Genomic DNA, 20,270 nt, shown 5'->3' on the forward strand with positions numbered 1-20,270 from the left:
ACATAAAACAACCTTCGAAATGAGACAGCAATACTGACCGTCTCAAGAAAGGGAATTCCAATGTCGAAGACCGCTGCCGTTGCCCTCGCCCCCGCTTCCTCGCCGTTCGCCCGTCTGGTGGCTGCGATCGACCGCCTGTTGCTGGCCTATGCCGAAATGAACATCCGCAACGGCGACGTGCCCCGCTTCGGCCTGTAAGCATCAGGACGAGAAGCCGGCGCGTCGAATTGTCGCGGCGGTTGCAAGAGCTGCAAACTCCTACTTCTGAAGAATTGGCCCCGCTCTGCGGGGCCATTTCTTTTTGGATATCGGCACATTGCACAGCCTCGAAAAGCGAGGTTGCGTCATAAGCGCACAATGGGCCGTCGTGCGCTTGAAGCTTGGCATAATGAATACAAGAATGACGCCAAGCGCATTCAAAAAACAGAAGCGCAAACTGGAGGATTCATGACGGACATGGTGCAAGCAACAACAGCTGCTACAGCCGCACGCGTCAGCGACACGTATCGCTGGGCGCAACTGGCGATCGGCGTAGCGGCCATGGTGATGATCGCCAATTACCAATACGGCTGGACGTTCTTCGTCCCCGACATCCAGAAGAAATTCGGTTGGGATCGCGCCTCGATCCAGTGGGCCTTTACTCTGTTTGTTTTGTTCGAGACCTGGCTGGTGCCGGTCGAAGGATGGTTTGTCGATAAATACGGTCCGCGTCTCGTCGTGCTCGTCGGCGGCGTGCTCTGCGCGATCGGCTGGGCGATCAACGCGCAGGCCACCACGCTCAACGGCTACTATCTCGGCATGATCGTCGCGGGCATCGGCGCCGGCGGCGTCTACGGCACCTGCGTCGGCAATGCGCTGAAATGGTTTCCCGACAAGCGCGGTCTTGCCGCGGGCATCACCGCCGCCGGCTTCGGTGCAGGCTCCGCGCTCACCGTCGCGCCGATCCAGGCCATGATCAAGGATAGCGGCTTCCAGACCACCTTCCTCTATTTCGGCCTCGGCCAAGGCATCATCATCTGCGTTCTCGCCTTCTTCCTGCTGGCGCCGAAGGCGGGCCAGGTGCCGAACGTGGTGGCGAATGCCGCGCTGTTGCAGACGCGGCGCAACTACCAGCCGACCGAAGTTCTGCGTCAGCCGATCTTCTGGCTGATGTACTTCATGTTCGTGATCGTCGGCGCCGGCGGTCTGATGGTGACGGCGAACCTGAAGCCGATCGCGGTCGACTGGAAGGTCGACGCCATCCCGGTCACGCTGATCGGCATGACCATGACCGCGGTGACGTTCGCTGCAACCATCGACCGCGTGCTCAACGGCCTGACGCGTCCGTTCTTCGGCTGGATCTCCGACATGATCGGCCGCGAGAACACGATGTTCATCGCCTTCGGCATGGAGGGCGTCGGCATCTGGATGCTCTACCTCTGGGGCCACGATCCGATCTGGTTCGTGATCCTGTCGGGCTTCGTGTTCTTCGCCTGGGGCGAGATCTACTCGCTCTTCCCCTCGACCTGCACCGACACGTTCGGCGCAAAGTTCGCGACCACCAATGCCGGCCTGCTCTACACCGCCAAGGGCACCGCCGCATTGCTGGTGCCGCTGGCGAACTACGTGCAGCAGACGTCGGGCCATTGGGACAACGTGTTCATCCTCGCAGCCGGCGCCAACATCCTGGCCTCGCTGCTGGCGCTGGTGGCGCTGAAACCCTGGCGCAAGGTGGTTGTCGCGAGATCGACGATCTGAACGCATCGGCAAAGCCGTTCCAGACGGACGCCCGGCCTCATGGCCGGGCGTTTTCGTTTTGGCTGCGCCCGGACATCCGCCGGTCTTACCGCAACGCACCCAAAAATTCGCGCTTGCTTCTTGGAATATATTATACCAAGCTTCCTTTGGCGCTTGCGACGATAAGTCACGACATTTGCGACACTCAGTCACAATGAAGACAAGGCGCGTCATTGGGAGCTCAAGGAGGAATCATGGCTGCAAGCATGAATGCGACGTCGCCCACCGGCGGCTTTCGCTGGGTTCAGCTCATTGTCGGCGTCGTCTGCATGGCGATGATCGCGAACCTGCAATATGGGTGGACCTACTTCGTCGGACCGATGTCCAAGGCGAACTCGTGGGACGTGGGCAGCATCCAGATCGCCTTCAGCATCTTCGTCGCACTCGAGACGTGGCTGACGCCGGTTGAAGGCTGGATCGTCGACTCGCTCGGCCCGCAACGCGGACCCAAGCTCATGGTCGCCGCGGGCGGCCTCTTCGTTGCCATTGGCTGGCTCATCAATGCGAAGGCGACTTCGCTCGAAATGCTCTATCTCGGCGCAGTCATCTCCGGCGTCGGCGCGGGCGGCATCTATGCCACCTGTGTCGGCAATGCCGTGAAATGGTTCCCCGATCGCCGCGGCCTCGCGGTGGGCCTCACTGCAGCGGGTTTCGGTGCGGGTGCGGCCGTCACCGTCATTCCGATCCAGAAGATGATCGCATCCATCGGCTATGCCGACACCTTCTTCTGGTTCGCTCTCGGACAGGGCGGCATCATCTTCATCCTGGCCTGGCTGCTGCGTTCGCCGGAGCCGAGCGAAGTACCTGCCGCCGGCGCCGTGAAGGTTCTGCAGTCGAAGACCAGCAGCACGCCCGGCCAAATGCTGGCTTCTCCGGTATTCTGGCTGCTTTACGTCATGTTCGTGCTGGTGTCTGCGAGCGGACTGATGGTGGCCGCGCAGATCGCGCTGATCGCCAAGGACTATGGCGTGGCGCAGTCGGTGGTGTTGTTCGGAGCGACAACGCTGATCGTCTCGGGCGTGATCGACAACCTTGCCAATGGCGGCGCGCGGCCGTTCTTCGGCTGGGTGTCCGATCAGATCGGCCGCGAATACACGATGGCCATTGCCTTCACCGCCGGCGGCCTCGCCTACTGGCTGCTCGGCACGGCGGGAACGACGCCCTGGACCTTCGTGATTTGTGCGGCGCTGATCTTCTTCACCTGGGGCGAGATCTTCAGTCTGTTCCCGTCGACCTGCACGGATATGTTCGGTCCGAAATATGCGACGACGAACACCAGCCTGCTCTACACCGCCAAGGGACTTTCCGCTTTCGTCGTCCCTCTCGCCAACGTCCTGAAGAGCTATACGGGAAACTGGCATTCGGTGTTCGCCATCGCCGCGATCATGAACTTCGCCGTCGTCGGCCTGGCGCTGTTCGTGGTGCGACCGATGCGGTTGTCGATCAGCGCTTCACAGGACAAGCAGGAGCGCGCGGTCGGCCAGCCTGCCGAGTAGACCGCCTCAACCAGAAGACCAAACGCAAAGGGCGCACTTCGGTGCGCCCTTTCTCGTTTGACCGCGCAACTGACAAACGTCAGCAATGCTGCCGCAAGATTTTTCGGATCAACCAAATCCAGCGCTTGACGATTGGCATTATGTATACCACACTTCTCCCATCATTCACCCAGGGAGGTTGCAATGCTGGTCGGAGACATTCTGCGCAAGAAGACACCGCGCGTTGTCACGGTGCGAATGAACGAAACGGTGGGTATTGCCGCCAAGCTGATGCGGGCCAACAACATCAGCGCGCTGGTGGTGAAGGACGTGGTCCGCTCCGAAGGCAACACCGCGGTCGGCATGTTCACCGAGCGTGACGTGGTGCGCGCGGTCGCCGAGCACGGCGCCAACGCGGTCAACGTCAAGGTCTCGCAACTCATCTCGGTGCAGCAGCTCGTCTCCTGCACCTCCTCGGACACGATCGAGCACGTCAGGCATCTGATGAACCGGAATCACATCCGGCACCTGCCCGTGATCGACGACTACAGCCTCGTCTCCGTCATCAGCATGCGCGACATCGCCGCTGCCGTCGACGAGGCGACCAACAGCACGCCGCAAGCGGCCTGATCGCCTCAGGCGGCCACACCTCTTCCCCTGCGACTACCGGCCCCGGCTCGGATCCATCCGAGCCGGACCGGATCTTTCGTCCCAAAATTCCGGTACTCCCGCGAGGATTTCATGAAGATCTGCATCTACGGCGCCGGCGCGATCGGCGGATATCTCGGCGTGCAGCTGGCGCGCGCAGGCGCCGATGTCAGCCTGGTCGCACGCGGCGCACATCTCGCCGCGATGCGCGAGCGCGGCCTGACTCTGCTCGCCGGCGAGGAGACGCACACCGTCCATCCCCGCTGCACCGACGACGCGGCCGAGCTCGGCGTGCAGGACTACGTCATCGTCACGCTGAAGGCGCATTCGATCACCGGCGTCATCGAGAAGATGCAGCCGCTGCTCGGGCCGCACACCCGCATCGTCACCGCGGTCAACGGCATCCCCTATTGGTACTTCCACAAGCACGGCGGCGCCTACGAGGGCTCGACGCTCGAGAGCATCGATCCCGGCGGCCGGCAATGGCGCGAGATCGGCGCCGAGCGCGCCATCGGCTGCATCGTCTATCCCGCCACCGAGATCGAGGCGCCTGGCGTGATCCGCCACGTCTACGGCAACAATTTCCCGCTCGGCGAGCCCTCCGGCGACATCACCGCCGACGTGCAGCGCCTCGCCGACCTCTTCGTCGCGACCGGCTTGAAGGCGCCGGTGCTCGACCGCATCCGCGACGAGATCTGGCTCAAGCTGTGGGGCAATGTCTGCTTCAACCCGATCAGCGCGCTGACCCATGCGACGCTCGACGTGATCTGCACCGATCCCGCCACGCGCGCGCTGTCGCGCGCGATCATGGTGGAGACGCAAGCCATCGCCGAAACGTTCGGCGTCAAGTTCCGCGTCGATGTCGAGCGCCGGATCGAGGGCGCCCGCAAGGTCGGCGCGCACAAGACCTCGATGCTCCAGGATCTCGAGCGCGGCCGCCCGATGGAGATCGATCCGCTCGTCACCGTGGTGCAGGAGATGGGCCGCCTCACCAAGATCCCGACGCCCGCGCTCGACTCGGTGCTGGCGATGGTGACTCAGCGCGCCCGCATCGCCGGCCTCTATGACGGCGTCTCCACGCCATCAGATCCTCGCGCACTGGCGGTGGCGTGATGAGCAACGAAACAAAAAAATGGCTCCGCTTCCGTCACGCCGGCACCACCGGCTTCGGCACGCTGACCGCATCGGGCATCAGCGTGCATGACGGCGAGATGTTCGGCCGCAACGCAGGCACAGGCAAGACGCTGGCGCTGTCGGAGGTCGAACTGCTGGCGCCCTGCACACCCAGCAAGATCGTCGCGCTCTGGAATAATTTCCACGCGCTCGCGGCCAAGCTGAACCAGCCCGAGCCGCCTGAGCCGCTCTACCTGCTCAAGGCCACCACCACCATCACGACGCCGGGCGCCGTGATCCGCCGTCCCTCCTACTACGACGGCAAGACCACCTATGAGGGCGAGCTCGGCATCGTGATCGGCAAGACCTGCGCCCGCGTCTCGCCCGCCGAGGCCGACAGCTTCATCTTCGGCTACACCTGCGTCAACGACATCACCGCCAACGACATCCTGACCAGCGATCCCACCTTTCCCCAATGGGCGCGCGCCAAGGGCATCGACGATTACGGCCCGTTCGGCCCCGTCATCGCGACCGGCCTCGACCCGGCCAAGCTCACCGTCCGCACCATCCTCAACGGCGCCGAGCGGCAGAACTATCCGATCTCGGACATGATCTTCAGTGCGCAGGCGCTCGTCAGCAAGATCTCCCACGATATGACCCTGCTCCCCGGCGACCTCATCGCCGTCGGCACCTCGGTCGGCGTCGGCGTCATGAAGGAGCCGGTGAACACGGTGACCGTCGCCATCGACGGCATCGGCGAGCTGACCAACGAGTTTCGGCTATAGCTGCAAACGCGGTGCCGTAGTCCGGATGGAGCGAAGCGCAATCCGCAAGGACATCGGCGGCATCTTCTCGGCCATCCGCAATAGCCTGAACCGGATCGGGTGAAGGCCGGACGTACAGTCCGGTTCGAACCGCGATCAACCTCGCTGCGACTATCAGCACATGCGCTTCATCCTCGGCCTCCTGTCCGGTCTGCTCGGCGCGCTCGCCGGCTGGGCGGGCCTTGCCGCGCTGGTGGTCCTGCTGGCGGGACCGGACCGCGATGGCGGCATCGCCATGAGTGCCTTCTTCGACATCGGCCCGATCGGCGGCGTGACCGGCCTGATCGCCGGCATCTGGCTGTTCATGCGCTTCGGCCTGGTCCGAAACGCAGCGCCAGAGCCGCCCGCGGAAACCTCCGATGCCACGCCTCGGCGCACCACGCAGCTCTCCTTCCCCTTTGCCGTCACCGTCGCGCTCATCGTGGCCATTCTTGGCTGGTGGGGATGGTACGAACTCATCCGCTCGCCCAATCTCAGTCACGGCTTCATGACGCTCCAGGTCGAGTTTCGCCTGCCGGCCGGCATGAGCCTGCCGGACAAGGAGGAAGACGTGCACATCGAGGTCGAGGAGGCCTCAGGCTACGCCGATGCGATGTTGCCTCCGAACTGGCGTGCCCATGATGGCGACCGCCGGGCGATTATCGCCACGGCCTCGCTGATGTACAAGACACGCCACCGTGCCGTCAGCCTGACCCTGCCTGACGTACCCACGCAACGCTGGTCGATCGACCTTCCCTCCGATCCCGCCCCCACGCCCGGCTTCTCACCGTGGCGCGTCGCGACCGGCGGATCGCCTACGAAGATCGAGATGCATTTCCGGCTGAGCGCCGATCGCTGAAGAGCGCGCGACGCGCCGAAATAATTCGACACACATCACATCTGCGCGTGCCCGACAGATGCCGCCAACATGTCGCTGGGGTGCCCCAACTTGGTCGCATTCGGCCGCCCTTGTGGGAGGCGTGTCTGGGGGCACGGCTCGGCCGTGTTTGGACCAAACCTGCTAGGGGTATGACTGTGAAGAAAATCGTATTTGTTCTGGGTGCGACGCTTGCTCTGGTGACGGCCGCCAACGCTGCCGATCTGCCGCGCCGCCAGCCCGTGCCGGTCTATCCGGCCGAGCAGGCTCCGATCGGCAAGATGCCGATCGGCAAGAGCCCGGTTGGCAAGGCCCCGATCGGCAAGGCGCCCGGCCCGGTCGCCGCGCGCTACTGAGCGACGCCCAGGATTTGCGCAAGCGCCGACAGTCGAGGGGCATCGCGTGACGAACGAATTTGATCGATCGGGATCCTGCATCCTCGCAGGACTCGCGCTTGCGACCATGATCGCCTGCGCGACGCCATCGGCCTCGGCCCAAGAGAAGAACCACCAAACGAACAAGCGCATGGCCGACGCCAGCGCGCTTGTTTCGACCGACGCCGCTTCGCGCGCACCGCAAGCCACGCGGCGCTCGGCCGCGCGGGCGGAGAAGGGCCCCTATTACGTCGACTTCCGCGCGCGGACGGCGGCGAGCTGGGGCCATGCCTTCGTCTGGTATGGCAAGACCAGCGAGCGCGCCGTCGAGGTCGCCGGCCTGACGCCGGCCGGCGATACCTGGACCTATGTGCTCGGCTATCTCACCTGGGTGCCGTCCGAGACCGGTGCGAGCTATGGCGATCTCGACCCGGACTATCTGACCGCGAGCTATCGCGTGTACCTCAACGAAGCCGACGCCAAGCGCGTCTTCGCCTATATCGAGAAGCTGAAGGCGAGCTCGCCGGTCTGGAATGCCGAGACCACCAACTGCACCGGCTTCATCGGCGACATCGCCGAGTACATGGGATTGAAGGTCCCCAACCGCTGGCAACGCCCGGAAAACTTCGTCAACAGCCTTAAAGACATGAACGGCGGCCGCCAGATCGTACGGCTGTCGGCGGAGTAGCTTCTCAGCGGTCATTTCGAGCGCAGCGAGGCGTCAACCAATGACCGTCGCCCTGAGGCGCAACGCGCCGCTGGCAAGCCTCGAACGGCGACAGCCCGGCTGCGTCTCGGCCGTTCATCCATCGCGGCTCCGCATGGGACGCGTTGCGTCCCATGCCTCGGGCCTCAGGATGACGGGGTGAGATACCAATTGTCCGCCCCGCGGAATCACCCTCACCGCCCGCATGACGCCCCGCCCGCACCGCACGGCGGCGCAATAGACATTTCCTGACCCCGGCGGCATCCTCCGCCCATCAGCCGATAACAGAGCCTGCTACGCAGGCGGGGGAAACAGCGATGTTGCAGACACGGTTCACCAAGCTCGTCGGCGTCGAGCACCCGATCGTCCAGGGCGGGATGCAATGGGTCGGGCGGGCCGAGCTGGTCGCGGCCGTCGCCAACGCCGGCGCGCTCGGCTTCATCACGGCGCTGACCCAGCCGACGCCGGAGGACCTGACCAAGGAGATCGCGCGCTGCCGCGACCTCACCGACAAGCCGTTCGGCGTCAACCTGACCATCCTGCCCGCAATCAAGCCGCCGCCTTATGCCGAATACCGCGCCGCCATCATCGAAGCCGGCATCAAGGTGGTCGAGACCGCCGGCAACAAGCCGCAGGAGCACGTCGACGAGTTCAGGAAGCACGGCGTCAAGGTCGTGCACAAATGCACCAGCGTCCGCCACGCGCTGTCGGCCGAGCGGATGGGCGTCGACGCCATCTCGATCGACGGCTTCGAATGCGCCGGCCACCCCGGCGAGGACGACACCCCAGGCCTGATCCTGATCCCGGCCGCCGCCAACAAGGTCAAGATCCCGATGATCGCCTCCGGCGGCTTTGCCGACGCCCGCGGCCTCGTCGCGGCGCTGGCGCTCGGGGCCGAAGGCATCAACATGGGCACCCGCTTCATGGCAACCAAGGAGAGCCCGATCCACCAGCTCATCAAGGAGAAGATCGTCGCCAATGACGAGCGCGAGACCGAGCTGATCTTCCGCACCATGCGCAACACCTCGCGCGTCGCCAGGAACGAGATCTCGACCAAGGTCGTCGCGATGGAGAAGGAAGGCGCCAAGTTCGAGGACATCCGCGAGCTCGTCGCCGGCGCCCGCGGCAAGATGGTCTATGCCACAGGCAATTCGGACGAAGGCATCTGGTCGGCCGGCCAGGTGCAGGGCCTGATCCAGGACATCCCGAGCTGCGGCGAGCTCATCTCCCGGATCGTGCGCGAAGCCGAGGCGATCATTCGCAGCCGGCTCGAAGGCATGATCGTTCAACCAAGCGCGCAGGCCGCGGAATAATCACTGCAAGAAGCGAGAGCAATTCATGAAGGCTTACGTCTACGGTCCTGAAGGCGCTCGGATTTCCGAGGTCGCTCAACCAAAGCCGAAAGGCACGCAGGTCCTCGTCAAGGTCCGCGCCTGCGGCCTCAATCGCGCCGACACCGGCATGCGCAAGGGCCACGCGCACGGCGCGGCCGGCGGTGCCGGCACCGTGCTCGGCATGGAATGGGCCGGCGAAGTCGCCGAGCTCGGACCTGACGCGAAGGGCGTCAAGGTCGGCGATCGCATCATGGGGTCGGGCGGCGCGGCCTTCGCGGAGTATACGCTCGCCGATCACGGCCGGCTGTTCCGCGCCCCCTCGAACATGAACTTCGAGGAGGCCGCCACCCTGCCCGTCGCGCTCGCGACCATGCACAACGCCGTCGTCACCGTCGGCGGCGTGCAGCCCGGCCAGGCCGTGCTGGTCCAGGGCGCCAGTTCCGGCGTCGGCCTGATGGCGATGCAGATTGCAAAACTCAAGGGCGCGAGACTCGTGATCGGGTCCTCGACCGACGCCTATCGCCGCGGCCGGCTGAAGGAGTATGGCGCCGACCTATCGGTCGACTCCTCCGATCCCAAATGGGTCGACGAGGTGCTGAAGGCGACGAACGGCGAAGGCGTCGATCTCATCGTCGACCAGGTCTCCGGCAAGGTCGCCAACCAGAACCTCGCGGCGACGAAAGTCCTTGGCCGCATCGTCAATGTCGGCCGGCTCGGCGGCACCCATGCCGACTTCAACTTCGACCTCCATGCCGCTCGCCGCATCAGCTATATCGGCGTCACCTTCCGTACCCGCACCATCGAGGAGGTCCGCGAGATCTTCGAGGAGGTCAGGAAGGACATCTGGGGCGCGGTGGAATCGCGAAAACTCCAGCTGCCGATCGACAAGGTCTATCCGTTCGACCAGATCGACCAGGCGTTCGAGCACATGGAGGCGAACAAGCATCTGGGGAAGATCGTGGTGACGCTGTGACGACCGCCGTCGTTCCGGGGGCGGCTCAAAGAGCCGAACTATGCGCAGTTGCGCACCTGAGAATATCGAGATTCCGGGTTCGCCTTCGGCGCCCCGGAATGACGGTGGTGAAAGGCATCCGCTCCTGCAACTCACTCGCGACTAGTTCTGTGGATGGTCGCTTGATGTTCACGGTCGCCCTGCTAAATCCCCCGCCATGAGCGGACAACACGACAAGACATCGGTCGCGGCCATCTCGATCCTCGCCAGCGGCGGCATGGCGGCGGCCAAATTCGTGGTCGGGATCGCGATCGGATCGCTGGCGCTGATCTCCGAGGCGCTGCATTCCTCGATCGACCTGGTCGCGACCATCATCACCTGGGCGGTAGTGCGGGTCTCCGACAGGCCGGCCGACGACGAGCATCATTACGGTCACGGCAAGCTGGAGAGCATCTCCGCACTCGGCGTCACCGCGATGCTCTACGTGCTCGCGGGCGGCATCCTGGTCGAGGCCTATAGCCGGCTGCGCGAGGGAACCCCACCGCCGACGATTTCGGCCGTGCCGTTCGTGGTGCTGGTGATCGACATCGTCGTCAATCTCTGGCGTGCCCGCGCGCTGCACCGCGCCGCCCGCGAGACCCGAAGCGAAGCGCTCGCCGCCGACGCACTCCATTTCGCCTCCGACGTCATGGGCTCGTGTGCCGTGATCGCGGGCCTGATTCTCGCTGCCTTCGGCTTCTGGTGGGGTGACGCGGCCGCGGCCGGCGCGGTGGCCGTGATGATCGCGGCTCTCGGCCTGCGGATGGCAAGCTCCACGGTGCAGACGCTGGTCGACCGCGCGCCGGAGGGCGCGCAGGAAAAGGCCACCGCCGCGATCCGCGGCGTGCCCGGCGTGATCGACGTCGAGCGCTTGCGCGTGCGCATGGTCGGGGCGACTACGTTCATCGACAGCATCGTCAACGTGCCGCGAACCTACCCGATCGACCGCGTCGAAGCCATCAAGCGCAACGCCGAAGCTGCCGTCAGCAAGGCGTTCGGCGATGCCGATCTCTCCTTCACCGCCGTCCCCGTCGCCCGCAACAACGAAACCGTGCGCGACCGCATCATGGTGATCGCGCGCAATTCCGGCCTCGCCATCCACCATGTCACGGTGCACGATTTGGGCACGGCGCAGAACCTGGGCGCCAAGCTGATCGTCAGCATCGACCTCGAGGTCGACGCCGACATGCAGCTCGAGGCCGCCCATGACGTCGCCAACACGCTGGAGCGGAACATCCAGGAGGAGTTCGGCGAGGACGTCGAGGTCGATGTCCATATTGAGCCGCTGGAACCGGAACTGCCTTTCGGCGTCGATGCCGCGCCGGAACGTGTGCAGACCATCGCGTCGGCGCTCACCGAGTACGCCGCGGGCGGGGAGATCCACGACATCCATAATGTGCGCGTGCGCAACACCGACGCCGGCGAGATCGTCAACTTCCACTGCCGCGCCACGCCGTCGATGAGCGTGATCAGGGTGCACGAGCATGTCGACGCGATCGAGCGTCGGCTGCGTCGCGCGTTCCCGAGCGTGAAGCGCGTCATCAGTCACGCCGAACCGCCCCGCACGTGACGCGCAAGGTGCGAGGAGTCACACGTTCTCGTTTCGGACTCCCGATGCACGTGAGTTTGCGGAGTCGAAGCGCGCAGACTCTTCGTTGGATAAGAATTATTTCGCGTTAACGTTTCGTTGACTCTCGACAGCCTGCGAAAACTGGATTCAAATCGCTGTGATTCGAGAGCGATGTGGGGCTGCTTTCGAACCGAGTAGCAAGCAGGTTTTCAGGGGGCCGAAGGCATGGCGCGTGCAGACGCCGCGAACGCATGCGTCCAATCCGATTCGATCAAGGGATTGGCGCAATCGATCGCGAAACCTGCCTATCATCGGCTCCTGATCGCGGAGCCGGCGTTGCGACGCGCCGTGCCGACGCTCATCATCGCCTTCCTCATCACGATTTGCCTCGGTGCATTCGTCCAGGTCGTCGACCAGACGCGCCAGAAGCGCGTGGTGATCCAGAACGACATCTCGGCCCTCGCCGAACTGCTCGCCGAGCGGATCGACCGCGTCACCTCGGTGCGCGCGGAGCGGCTGAAGAACATCGAGAACCTGCCGACGCTGTTGCCCGACATGATCCCGTCCCGGGCCAGAGTGCCGGGCCGACACGTCGTCGTCACCTCGGCCGGCGTCAACGGCCGTATCCTCGCCCGCATACCGATCGACAACGATCCCCCTGGCAATGATCGCTTGCTGGACGCGATCACCACCGCACAGCTGCTCGCCGCGCCGCCGCGCGATCACGGCGTCTCTCACATGACGCTGCCGAACGGGAATTACGCGATGGCGACATCGCGGCCGATCAGGTCGCTGCCCGGCCTCGTCACCGTGATCCAGGAGCGCAACGAGCCGATCTGGGGCTCGGACGCCGCGCTGTCGGTGACGCTGTCGGCCACCACGGGCTTCGTCGTCCTGATCCTCGGCTTCGCCTTCCACTGGCAATCGACCCGCGCCCGCGAAGGCGACCTCATCAACGACGCCGTGCGCGGCCGGATCGACACCGCGCTCAACCGCGGCCGCTGCGGCCTGTGGGACTGGGACCTGTCGCGCGGGCGGATCTTCTGGTCGCAATCGATGTTCTCGATGCTGGGCCTCGACGGCCGCAACGAGCTCCTCACCTTCGGCGAGGTCAACGCGCTGGTGAAGTCCGACGACATCGACCTGTTCGAGATCGCCGACCAGCTGATCTCCGAGACGATCGATCACATCGACCAGACCTTCCGCATGCAGCACGTCGACGGTCACTGGATCTGGCTGCGCGTCCGCTGCGAGCGGACCCGCGGCGCCAACGATTCCGGCATGCACCTGATCGGCATCGCGGTCGACATCACCGAGCAGAAGAGCCTTGCCGAGCGCACCGTGGAAGCCGACCTTCGCCTCCGCGACGCCATCGAGACCATTCCGGAAGCCTTCGTGCTGTGGGACGCCAGCGACCGCCTGGTGCTCTGCAACTCGCACTTCCAGCGCCTGCACAAGCTGCCCGACACAGCCGTGATCCCCGGTACCTCCTACGAGACCGTGCTGGAAGTCGGCCGCATGCCGGAGGTCCGCACCCGTCACAACGAGACCGGCGCCCAAGGCCCAGGCGCCCGCACCTTCGAAGCCCAGCTCGACGACGGCAGCTGGCTGCACATCAGCGAGCGCCGCACCAAGGACGGCGGCTACGTCTCCGTCGGCACCGACATCACCCGCATCAAGGAGCACGAGCAGAAGCTGGTCGACAACGACCTGCGGCTACGCGCGACGGTCATCGACCTCAAGCGCTCGCAGGCGGCGCTGGAACGCCAGACCATCGAGCTCGCCGATCTTGCCGAGAAGTATCAGCGCGAGAAGACCCGCGCCGAGGAAGCCAACCAGACCAAGTCGAAATTCCTCGCCAATATGAGCCACGAGCTGCGCACGCCGCTCAACGCCATCATCGGCTTCTCGGAGATCATGGGCTCGGGCATGTTCGGCGAGCTCGGCTCGGAGAAGTACCAGGAATACTGCCACGACATCCTGACCAGCGGGCATTATCTGCTCGAGGTCATCAACGACATCCTCGACATGTCCAAGATCGAGGCAGGCCGGATGAAGCTCGACATGGAAGAGCTCGACCTCGGACAGACGCTCGCGGAATCCCTGCGCGTCGTCTCCGGCCGGGCCCAGGACAAGAACCTGACGCTGGATGCCGATGTCGAAAAGTCGATCTCGGTCGTCGCCGACCGCCGCGCCACCAAGCAGATCATCGTCAACCTGCTGTCCAACGCCGTGAAGTTCACGCCCGACGGCGGACGCATCGTGGTGCGCAGCCGGCAGTTCGAGGACAAGGTCGTGCTGATGATCGCCGACACCGGCATCGGCATCGCGCCGCATTCGCTGGCGCGGCTCGGGCGTCCGTTCGAGCAGGTCGAGAGCCAGCTCACCAAGACCTATCACGGCTCCGGCCTCGGCCTCGCGATCGCCCGCTCGCTGGCGCAGCTCCACGGCGGCTCGATGAAGCTGCGCTCCAGGCTTGAAGTCGGCACCGTCGTCCGCGTGACGCTGCCGCGCGACGCCATCAAGGCGGCGTCAGGAATATCGGCGGCGGCTTGAATCCTACGATTGCAGCGTCGGCGCCACTTCACGTGCGACGTTGACCAGCGCCGCGATCAGCGGCGTCATCGGATCGCGCTGCGGAATCACGAGGCCAATGCTGTAATTGACCTCCGGATCGGTGATCGGGATCGAACGCACCTTGTCGGACAGGCCGAGCGTCTCGGCGAGCTTGGCCGGCATCACGCTCGCCCACCGCCCGGTCTTGACGTGGGTGAACAGCACCAGCAGCGAGTTCGAGGTCAGTGTCGGCGTCGCCTCCGCGCCAACCGAGCGCAGCGCCCGGTCGATGATGCGGCGGTTCTGCATATCCGGAGTCAGCAGGCACAGCGGCACCTGCCCGACTTCCTTCCAGGTCACCGTCTCGCGATCTCCGAACATGCCATCGGGCGCGGTGAGCAGGCGATAGCTCTCGTTGTAGAGCGGAATGGTGCGCACCTTCCCGATCGGCTCGTTCTCGATATAGGTCAGCCCGGCATCGACCTCGAGATTCTCGAGCAGCCCCAGCACCTCCGATGAGGTCGTCGAGCGGATGCTGAAACGCACCTCGGGATGCCGCGCGCGGAACGGCGTCGTCAGCGAGGCGACCATGCCGAGCACGGTCGGAATCGCCGCGATGCGGATCTCGCCGGAGAGCTGATGCTTCAGTCCGTTGATCTCGTCGCGCATCGCGCGCGCATCGCCGACGATGCGCCTCGCCCAGTCCAGCGCCCGCTCGCCCTCGGGGGTGAAACCCTGGAAGCGCGATCCGCGCTGCACCAGCATCACGCCGAGGATCTCCTCGAGCTGCTTGAGCCCGGTCGACATGGTCGGTTGGGTGACGCCGCAGGCCTCTGCCGCACGTCCAAAATGCCGTTCCTTGGCCAGCGCCAGCAGCAGTTCAAGCTTGTCGATCAACCGTCCGTCCCCTTGGTCACCGTCGTGGCATGCAAGCTATCACGGCGGGCCTGCACCAACACGCAAAAACCGGCAGCCGATACAAGTTTCATTACCTGATCGTATCGATCGATTGCGCTTTCAAATCGATCTGAATTCGCAATCGCAGCATGAGACAGCTTTATTGATCTTCGAATGATTCCAAATAGTTTGCGCGCAAGGGACGCTCAATTTGAGAACGAAGAATGACAGCGGTTTTTGAGCCTTGTTACGAGCCTTGGAACGACACGCGCGGGGCGGAGATCATCGCCGAACACGCCAACCAGGAAGGCGCGACACTGGTGATTCTGCATGCGCTCCAGGAGGCGTTCGGCTATGTGCCGGAGGCCGCAATTCCCATGGTGGCGCAGGCGCTGAATCTGTCACGCGCCGAGGTCCATGGCGTCTTCACCTTCTATCATGACTTCCGCCACAAGCCGGCCGGCCGCCACGTGCTGAAGCTGTGCCGCGCGGAAGCCTGCCAGGCTGCCGGCGGCGATGCGCTGGCGGCGCGCGCCGAAGCCAAGCTCGGCGTGTCGCTCGGCCATACCACTGCGGACGATCGCGTCACGCTGGAGCCGATCTACTGCCTCGGGCTGTGCGCGACCGCGCCGTCCGCAATGCTCGACGGCCGCCTCATCGGCCGGCTGAACGAGAAGCGCATCGACGCGCTGGTCGCGGAGGCGCAGCGATGAACATGAAGATCTTCGTTCCTCGCGACGCCGCCGCGGTTGCCGTCGGCGCCGACGAGGTTGCCGTTGCGTTCGAGCAGGTTGCGGCCAAGCGCGGCCTGCCCGTCGAGATCGTCAGGACCGGCTCGCGCGGGCTCTGCTGGCTGGAGCCGATGGTCGAGGTCGCGACGCCAAAGGGCCGGCTCGCCTATGGCCCGGTCAGCGCGGAAGACGTCGCCTCCGTATTCGAGTCGATGACGAGCAACGGGCCGCACGCGTTGCGGCTCGGCATCGCCGACGAAATTTCCTGGCTCAAGCGCCAGACCCGCCTGACCTTCTCCCGCTGCGGCGTGATCGACCCGCGCTCGCTCGAGGACTACCGCGCCCACGGCGGCTACAGGGGCCTCGAGCGCGCGCTCTCGCTCGGCCCGGACGCGATCCTCAACGAAGTGACCGCCTCGGGCCTGCGCGGCCGCGGCGGCGCGGGCTTCCCGACCGGCATCAAGTGGAAGACGGTGGCGCAGGCCAAGGCGGACCGCAAATTCATCGTCTGCAACGCGGACGAAGGCGACAGCGGCACCTTCGCCGACCGCATGATCATGGAAGGCGATCCCTTCCTCGTCATCGAGGGCATGACGACATCAGGCATCACCGTCGGCGCCACCAAGGGCTACATCTACATCCGCAGCGAATATCCGCATGCGGTCGAGGCGATGAATGCAGCCATCGTCGCGGCGCGGCGCGGCGGCTATCTCGGCGACAAGATCGGGGGCTCGACCCACAGCTTCGACATGGAGGTGCGCGTCGGCGCCGGCGCCTATGTCTGCGGCGAAGAGACCTCGCTGCTGGAGAGCCTGGAAGGCCGCCGGGGCCTGGTGCGCGCCAAGCCGCCGCTGCCCGCGCATCACGGCCTGTTCGGCAAGCCGACCGTCATCAACAACGTGCTGTCGTTCGCCGCGATCCCCTTCATCCTCGCCGAAGGCGCCAAGGCCTATGCGGATTTCGGCATGGGTCGCTCGCGCGGTACGATGCCGATCCAGCTCGCCGGCAACATCCGCCAGGGCGGCCTGTTCGAGACCGCGTTCGGCGTGACGCTGGGCGAGCTCGTCGACGACATCGGCGGCGGCACCTTCACCGGCCGTCCGGTTCGCGCCGTGCAGGTCGGCGGCCCGCTCGGCGCCTACTTCCCCCGCGCGCTGTTCGACACGCCGTTCGACTACGAGGCGTTCGCCGCACGCGACGGCCTGATCGGCCATGGCGGCATCGTCGTGTTCGACGACAGCGTCGACATGCGCAAGCAGGCGCGTTTCGCCATGGAGTTCTGTGCCGTCGAGTCCTGCGGCAAGTGCACGCCCTGCCGGATCGGCTCGACCCGCGGCGTCGAGACCATCGAGAAGATCATCCGTGGCGAGCGCGTCAGCGAAAACCTCGCGCTCGTCGAAGACCTCTGCAACACCATGAAATTCGGCTCGCTCTGCGCACTCGGCGGCTTCACGCCCTACCCCGTGCTCAGCGCATTGAAGCACTTCCGGGAGGACTTCGCACCCATCCCGACCACGCTTCAGGCCGCGGAATAGGAGAACGACAATGTCTCTGATCGAAGAGATCGACTTCGGCACGCCGCGCTCCAAATCATCAACGATGGTCACGCTGACCATCGACGGCAACGAGGTCACGGTGCCAGAGGGCACCTCGATCATGCGCGCCGCGATGGATGCAGGCCACCAGATCCCGAAGCTCTGCGCGACCGACATGGTCGACGCGTTCGGCTCCTGCCGGCTCTGCGTCGTCGAGATCGAGGGCCGCGCCGGCACGCCTGCCTCCTGCACCACGCCCGTGATGAACGGCCTCGTCGTCCACACCCAGAGCGAGCGGCTGAAGCAGCTGCGCAAGGGCGTGATGGAGCTCTACATCTCCGACCATCCGCTCGACTGCCTCACCTGCGGTGCCAACGGCGATTGCGAGCTGCAGGACATGGCCGGCGCCGTGGGCCTGCGCGAAGTGCGCTATGGCTATGATGGCGAGAACCACGTGTTCGCAAAGTCCAACGGCGAGGTCAACGCCGCCTGGATGCCGAAGGACGAGTCCAACCCCTACTTCACCTACGATCCCTCCAAGTGCATCGTCTGCTCGCGCTGCGTCCGCGCCTGCGAGGAGGTGCAAGGCACCTTCGCGCTGACCATCTCCGGCCGCGGCTTCGACAGCCGCGTCTCGCCCGGCATGAGCGAGAGTTTTCTCGGCTCCGAATGCGTCTCCTGCGGCGCCTGCGTGCAGGCCTGCCCGACCGCGACGCTGACGGAAAAGTCCGTGATCGAGATCGGCCAGCCCGAGCACTCCGTCGTCACCACCTGCGCCTATTGCGGCGTCGGCTGCGCCTTCAAGGCGGAAATGCGCGGCGAGGAAGTCGTGCGCATGGTGCCGTACAAGGACGGCAAGGCCAATCGCGGCCATTCCTGCGTCAAGGGCCGCTTCGCCTGGGGCTACACCAACCACAAGGAACGCATCCTCAATCCGATGATCCGCGAGCGGATCGAGGATCCCTGGAAGGAAGTGTCCTGGGATGAAGCGTTCTCGTTCGCTGCCGCCAAGATGCGCGGCATCCAGAACAAGTACGGCCGCGATGCCATCGGCGGCATCACCTCGTCCCGCTGCACCAATGAAGAAACCTATCTGGTGCAGAAGCTGATCCGCGCCGGCTTCGGCAACAACAACGTCGACACCTGCGCCCGCGTCTGCCACTCGCCGACCGGCTATGGCCTGTCGCAGACCTTCGGCACCTCGGCCGGCACCCAGGATTTCGACTCGGTCGAGGACACCGATGTCGCCGTCATCATCGGCGCCAATCCGGCTTCCGCTCATCCCGTGTTTGCTTCGCGCCTCAAGAAGCGGCTGCGCCAGGGTGCAAAACTGATCGTGATCGATCCGCGCCGCACCGAGATGGTGGAATCGCCGCACGTGAAGGCGCTGCACCTGCCCTTGATGCCCGGCACCAACGTCGCGGTCGTGACGGCGCTGGCGCATGTCATCGTCACCGAAGGCCTCGTCAACGAAGCCTTCGTGCGCGAACGCTGCGACTGGAGCGAGTTCGAGGAATGGGCCACTTTCGTCGCGCAAGCGAAGCACAGCCCGGAAGCCACCGCCATCCTCACCGGCGTCGATCCGAAGACGTTGCGTGAAGCCGCCCGCATCTATGCGACCGGCGGCAACGGCGCGATCTATTACGGGCTCGGCGTCACCGAGCACAGCCAGGGCTCGACCACTGTCATCGCGATCGCCAACCTCGCGATGGCGACCGGCAATATCGGCCGTCCCGGCGTCGGCGTGAACCCGCTGCGCGGCCAGAACAACGTGCAGGGCTCCTGCGACATGGGTTCGTTCCCGCACGAGCTGCCAGGCTATCGCCACATCTCTGGCGATGCCGTGCGCGACCAGTTCGAGGCGCTCTGGAACGTCAAGCTCAACCCGGAGCCGGGCCTGCGCATTCCCAACATGTTCGATGCCGCAATCGAAGGCACGTTCATGGGCCTCTACGTGCAGGGCGAGGACATTCTCCAGTCCGACCCCAACACCAAGCACGTGGTGGCGGCGCTATCGGCGATGGAATGCGTCATCGTCCACGACCTCTTCCTGAACGAGACCGCAAACTACGCCCACGTCTTCCTGCCCGGCTCGAGCTTCCTCGAGAAGGACGGCACCTTCACCAACGCCGAGCGCCGCATCCAGCGCGTCCGCAAGGTGATGTCGCCGAAGAACGGCATGGCCGACTGGGAAGTCACCATTGCCCTCGCCAAGGCGATGGGCTTAGAGATGAACTACAGCCACCCCTCCGAGATCATGGACGAGATCGCGGCGCTGACGCCGACCTTCGCCGGCGTCTCCTACGCCAAGCTAGACGAACTCGGCTCGGTGCAGTGGCCCTGCAACGAGAAGGCGCCGGAAGGCACGCCGGTGATGCACATCGACGGCTTCGTGCGCGGCAAGGGCAAGTTCATCGTCACCGAGTATGTCGCAACCGACGAGCGCACCGGCCCCCGCTTCCCGCTGCTGCTCACCACGGGGCGCATCCTCAGCCAGTACAATGTCGGTGCGCAGACGCGGCGCACCGACAACGTGGTCTGGCATGCCGAGGACCGGCTGGAGATCCATCCGCACGACGCCGAGCAGCGCGGCGTGCGCGACGGCGACTGGGTGCGGCTGGCCAGCCGCGCCGGCGAGACCACATTGCGCGCTGAAATCACCGACCGCGTGTCGCCTGGCGTCGTCTACACCACCTTCCACCATCCGGATACGCAGGCCAACGTGATCACGACCGACTATTCGGACTGGGCGACCAACTGCCCCGAATACAAGGTGACGGCCGTGCAGATCTCGCCCTCGAACGGCCCGTCCGACTGGCAGAAGAGCTACGACGAGCAGGCGCGGCACTCCCGCCGCATTGCGCCGGCCGAGGCCGCGGAGTAA

General features: G+C 65.0%; 17 protein-coding genes. 16 read left to right on the top strand and 1 reads right to left on the bottom strand.

Features of this window, described 5'->3' with window-relative positions:
• The first annotated feature begins 60 nt into the window (after positions 1–60).
• The 13 genes from QY049_RS07940 to QY049_RS08000 all read left to right on the top strand — a co-directional run bounded on the left by QY049_RS07940 (position 61) and on the right by QY049_RS08000 (position 14,223).
• Complete coding sequence (locus QY049_RS07940; RefSeq protein WP_194476732.1) at positions 61–198, top strand: hypothetical protein; 138 nt, start codon at positions 61–63, stop codon at positions 196–198.
• A gap of 249 nt (positions 199–447) precedes the next feature.
• Complete coding sequence (gene oxlT / locus QY049_RS07945; protein WP_258762350.1) at positions 448–1,737, top strand: oxalate/formate MFS antiporter; 1,290 nt, start codon at positions 448–450, stop codon at positions 1,735–1,737.
• A 233-nt stretch (positions 1,738–1,970) separates the two neighbouring features.
• The gene (gene oxlT / locus QY049_RS07950; RefSeq protein WP_194476734.1) at positions 1,971–3,272 is read left to right on the top strand and encodes an oxalate/formate MFS antiporter; all 1,302 of its coding nucleotides are present in this window, start codon (positions 1,971–1,973) and stop codon (positions 3,270–3,272) included.
• Between the two features lie 183 nt (positions 3,273–3,455).
• Positions 3,456–3,881, top strand: coding sequence for a CBS domain-containing protein (locus QY049_RS07955; protein ID WP_194476735.1), 426 nt, complete (start codon positions 3,456–3,458; stop codon positions 3,879–3,881).
• 111 nt (positions 3,882–3,992) lie between these two features.
• Entirely contained in the window at positions 3,993–5,012 is a 1,020-nt protein-coding gene (locus QY049_RS07960; RefSeq protein WP_258762351.1) for a 2-dehydropantoate 2-reductase, read from the top strand.
• The gene (locus QY049_RS07965; RefSeq protein WP_258762352.1) at positions 5,012–5,797 is read left to right on the top strand and encodes a fumarylacetoacetate hydrolase family protein; all 786 of its coding nucleotides are present in this window, start codon (positions 5,012–5,014) and stop codon (positions 5,795–5,797) included. Before QY049_RS07960 ends, QY049_RS07965 begins: the two co-directional genes overlap by 1 nt.
• A 160-nt stretch (positions 5,798–5,957) precedes the next feature.
• Positions 5,958–6,674: a hypothetical protein gene (locus tag QY049_RS07970; RefSeq protein WP_258762353.1), complete on the top strand. Its 717-nt coding sequence runs from the start codon at positions 5,958–5,960 to the stop codon at positions 6,672–6,674.
• Between the two features lie 170 nt (positions 6,675–6,844).
• Positions 6,845–7,048, top strand: coding sequence for a hypothetical protein (locus tag QY049_RS07975; protein ID WP_018647766.1), 204 nt, complete (start codon positions 6,845–6,847; stop codon positions 7,046–7,048).
• Between the two features lie 46 nt (positions 7,049–7,094).
• Entirely contained in the window at positions 7,095–7,754 is a 660-nt protein-coding gene (locus tag QY049_RS07980) for a hypothetical protein (RefSeq protein WP_194476739.1), read from the top strand.
• A 335-nt stretch (positions 7,755–8,089) separates the two neighbouring features.
• Positions 8,090–9,085, top strand: a complete 996-nt coding sequence (locus QY049_RS07985) for a nitronate monooxygenase family protein (RefSeq protein ID WP_258762354.1) — start codon at positions 8,090–8,092, stop codon at positions 9,083–9,085.
• 25 nt (positions 9,086–9,110) lie between these two features.
• Entirely contained in the window at positions 9,111–10,079 is a 969-nt protein-coding gene (locus QY049_RS07990) for a zinc-binding dehydrogenase (protein ID WP_258762355.1), read from the top strand.
• A gap of 196 nt (positions 10,080–10,275) precedes the next feature.
• Positions 10,276–11,667 (top strand): cation-efflux pump, encoded by a 1,392-nt coding sequence (locus QY049_RS07995; protein ID WP_258762356.1) that lies wholly within the window; start codon positions 10,276–10,278, stop codon positions 11,665–11,667.
• A 225-nt stretch (positions 11,668–11,892) separates the two neighbouring features.
• Entirely contained in the window at positions 11,893–14,223 is a 2,331-nt protein-coding gene (locus tag QY049_RS08000) for a PAS domain-containing sensor histidine kinase (protein WP_258762357.1), read from the top strand.
• Between the two features lie 3 nt (positions 14,224–14,226).
• Here the strand turns inward: QY049_RS08000 and QY049_RS08005 are convergent, their stop codons facing one another.
• Positions 14,227–15,120 carry a LysR family transcriptional regulator gene (locus tag QY049_RS08005; RefSeq protein ID WP_194476744.1) on the bottom strand — a complete coding sequence of 298 codons (894 nt, stop codon included), beginning with the start codon at positions 15,118–15,120 and terminating at the stop codon, positions 14,227–14,229.
• A gap of 224 nt (positions 15,121–15,344) precedes the next feature.
• Between QY049_RS08005 and QY049_RS08010 the strand changes: the two genes are divergently transcribed.
• The 3 genes from QY049_RS08010 to fdhF are packed head-to-tail and all read left to right on the top strand — an operon-like array spanning position 15,345 to position 20,270.
• On the top strand, positions 15,345–15,833 hold the full coding sequence (locus QY049_RS08010) for a formate dehydrogenase subunit gamma (RefSeq protein ID WP_258762358.1): 489 nt from the start codon (positions 15,345–15,347) through the stop codon (positions 15,831–15,833).
• Complete coding sequence (locus tag QY049_RS08015; RefSeq protein ID WP_258762359.1) at positions 15,830–17,386, top strand: NADH-quinone oxidoreductase subunit NuoF; 1,557 nt, start codon at positions 15,830–15,832, stop codon at positions 17,384–17,386. The genes QY049_RS08010 and QY049_RS08015 overlap by 4 nt, the downstream gene beginning before the upstream one ends.
• A 10-nt stretch (positions 17,387–17,396) precedes the next feature.
• Positions 17,397–20,270 (top strand): formate dehydrogenase subunit alpha, encoded by a 2,874-nt coding sequence (gene fdhF / locus QY049_RS08020; protein ID WP_258762360.1) that lies wholly within the window; start codon positions 17,397–17,399, stop codon positions 20,268–20,270.

Source organism: Bradyrhizobium sp. WYCCWR 13022 (assembly GCF_030435535.1).
GTDB lineage: Bacteria > Pseudomonadota > Alphaproteobacteria > Rhizobiales > Xanthobacteraceae > Bradyrhizobium.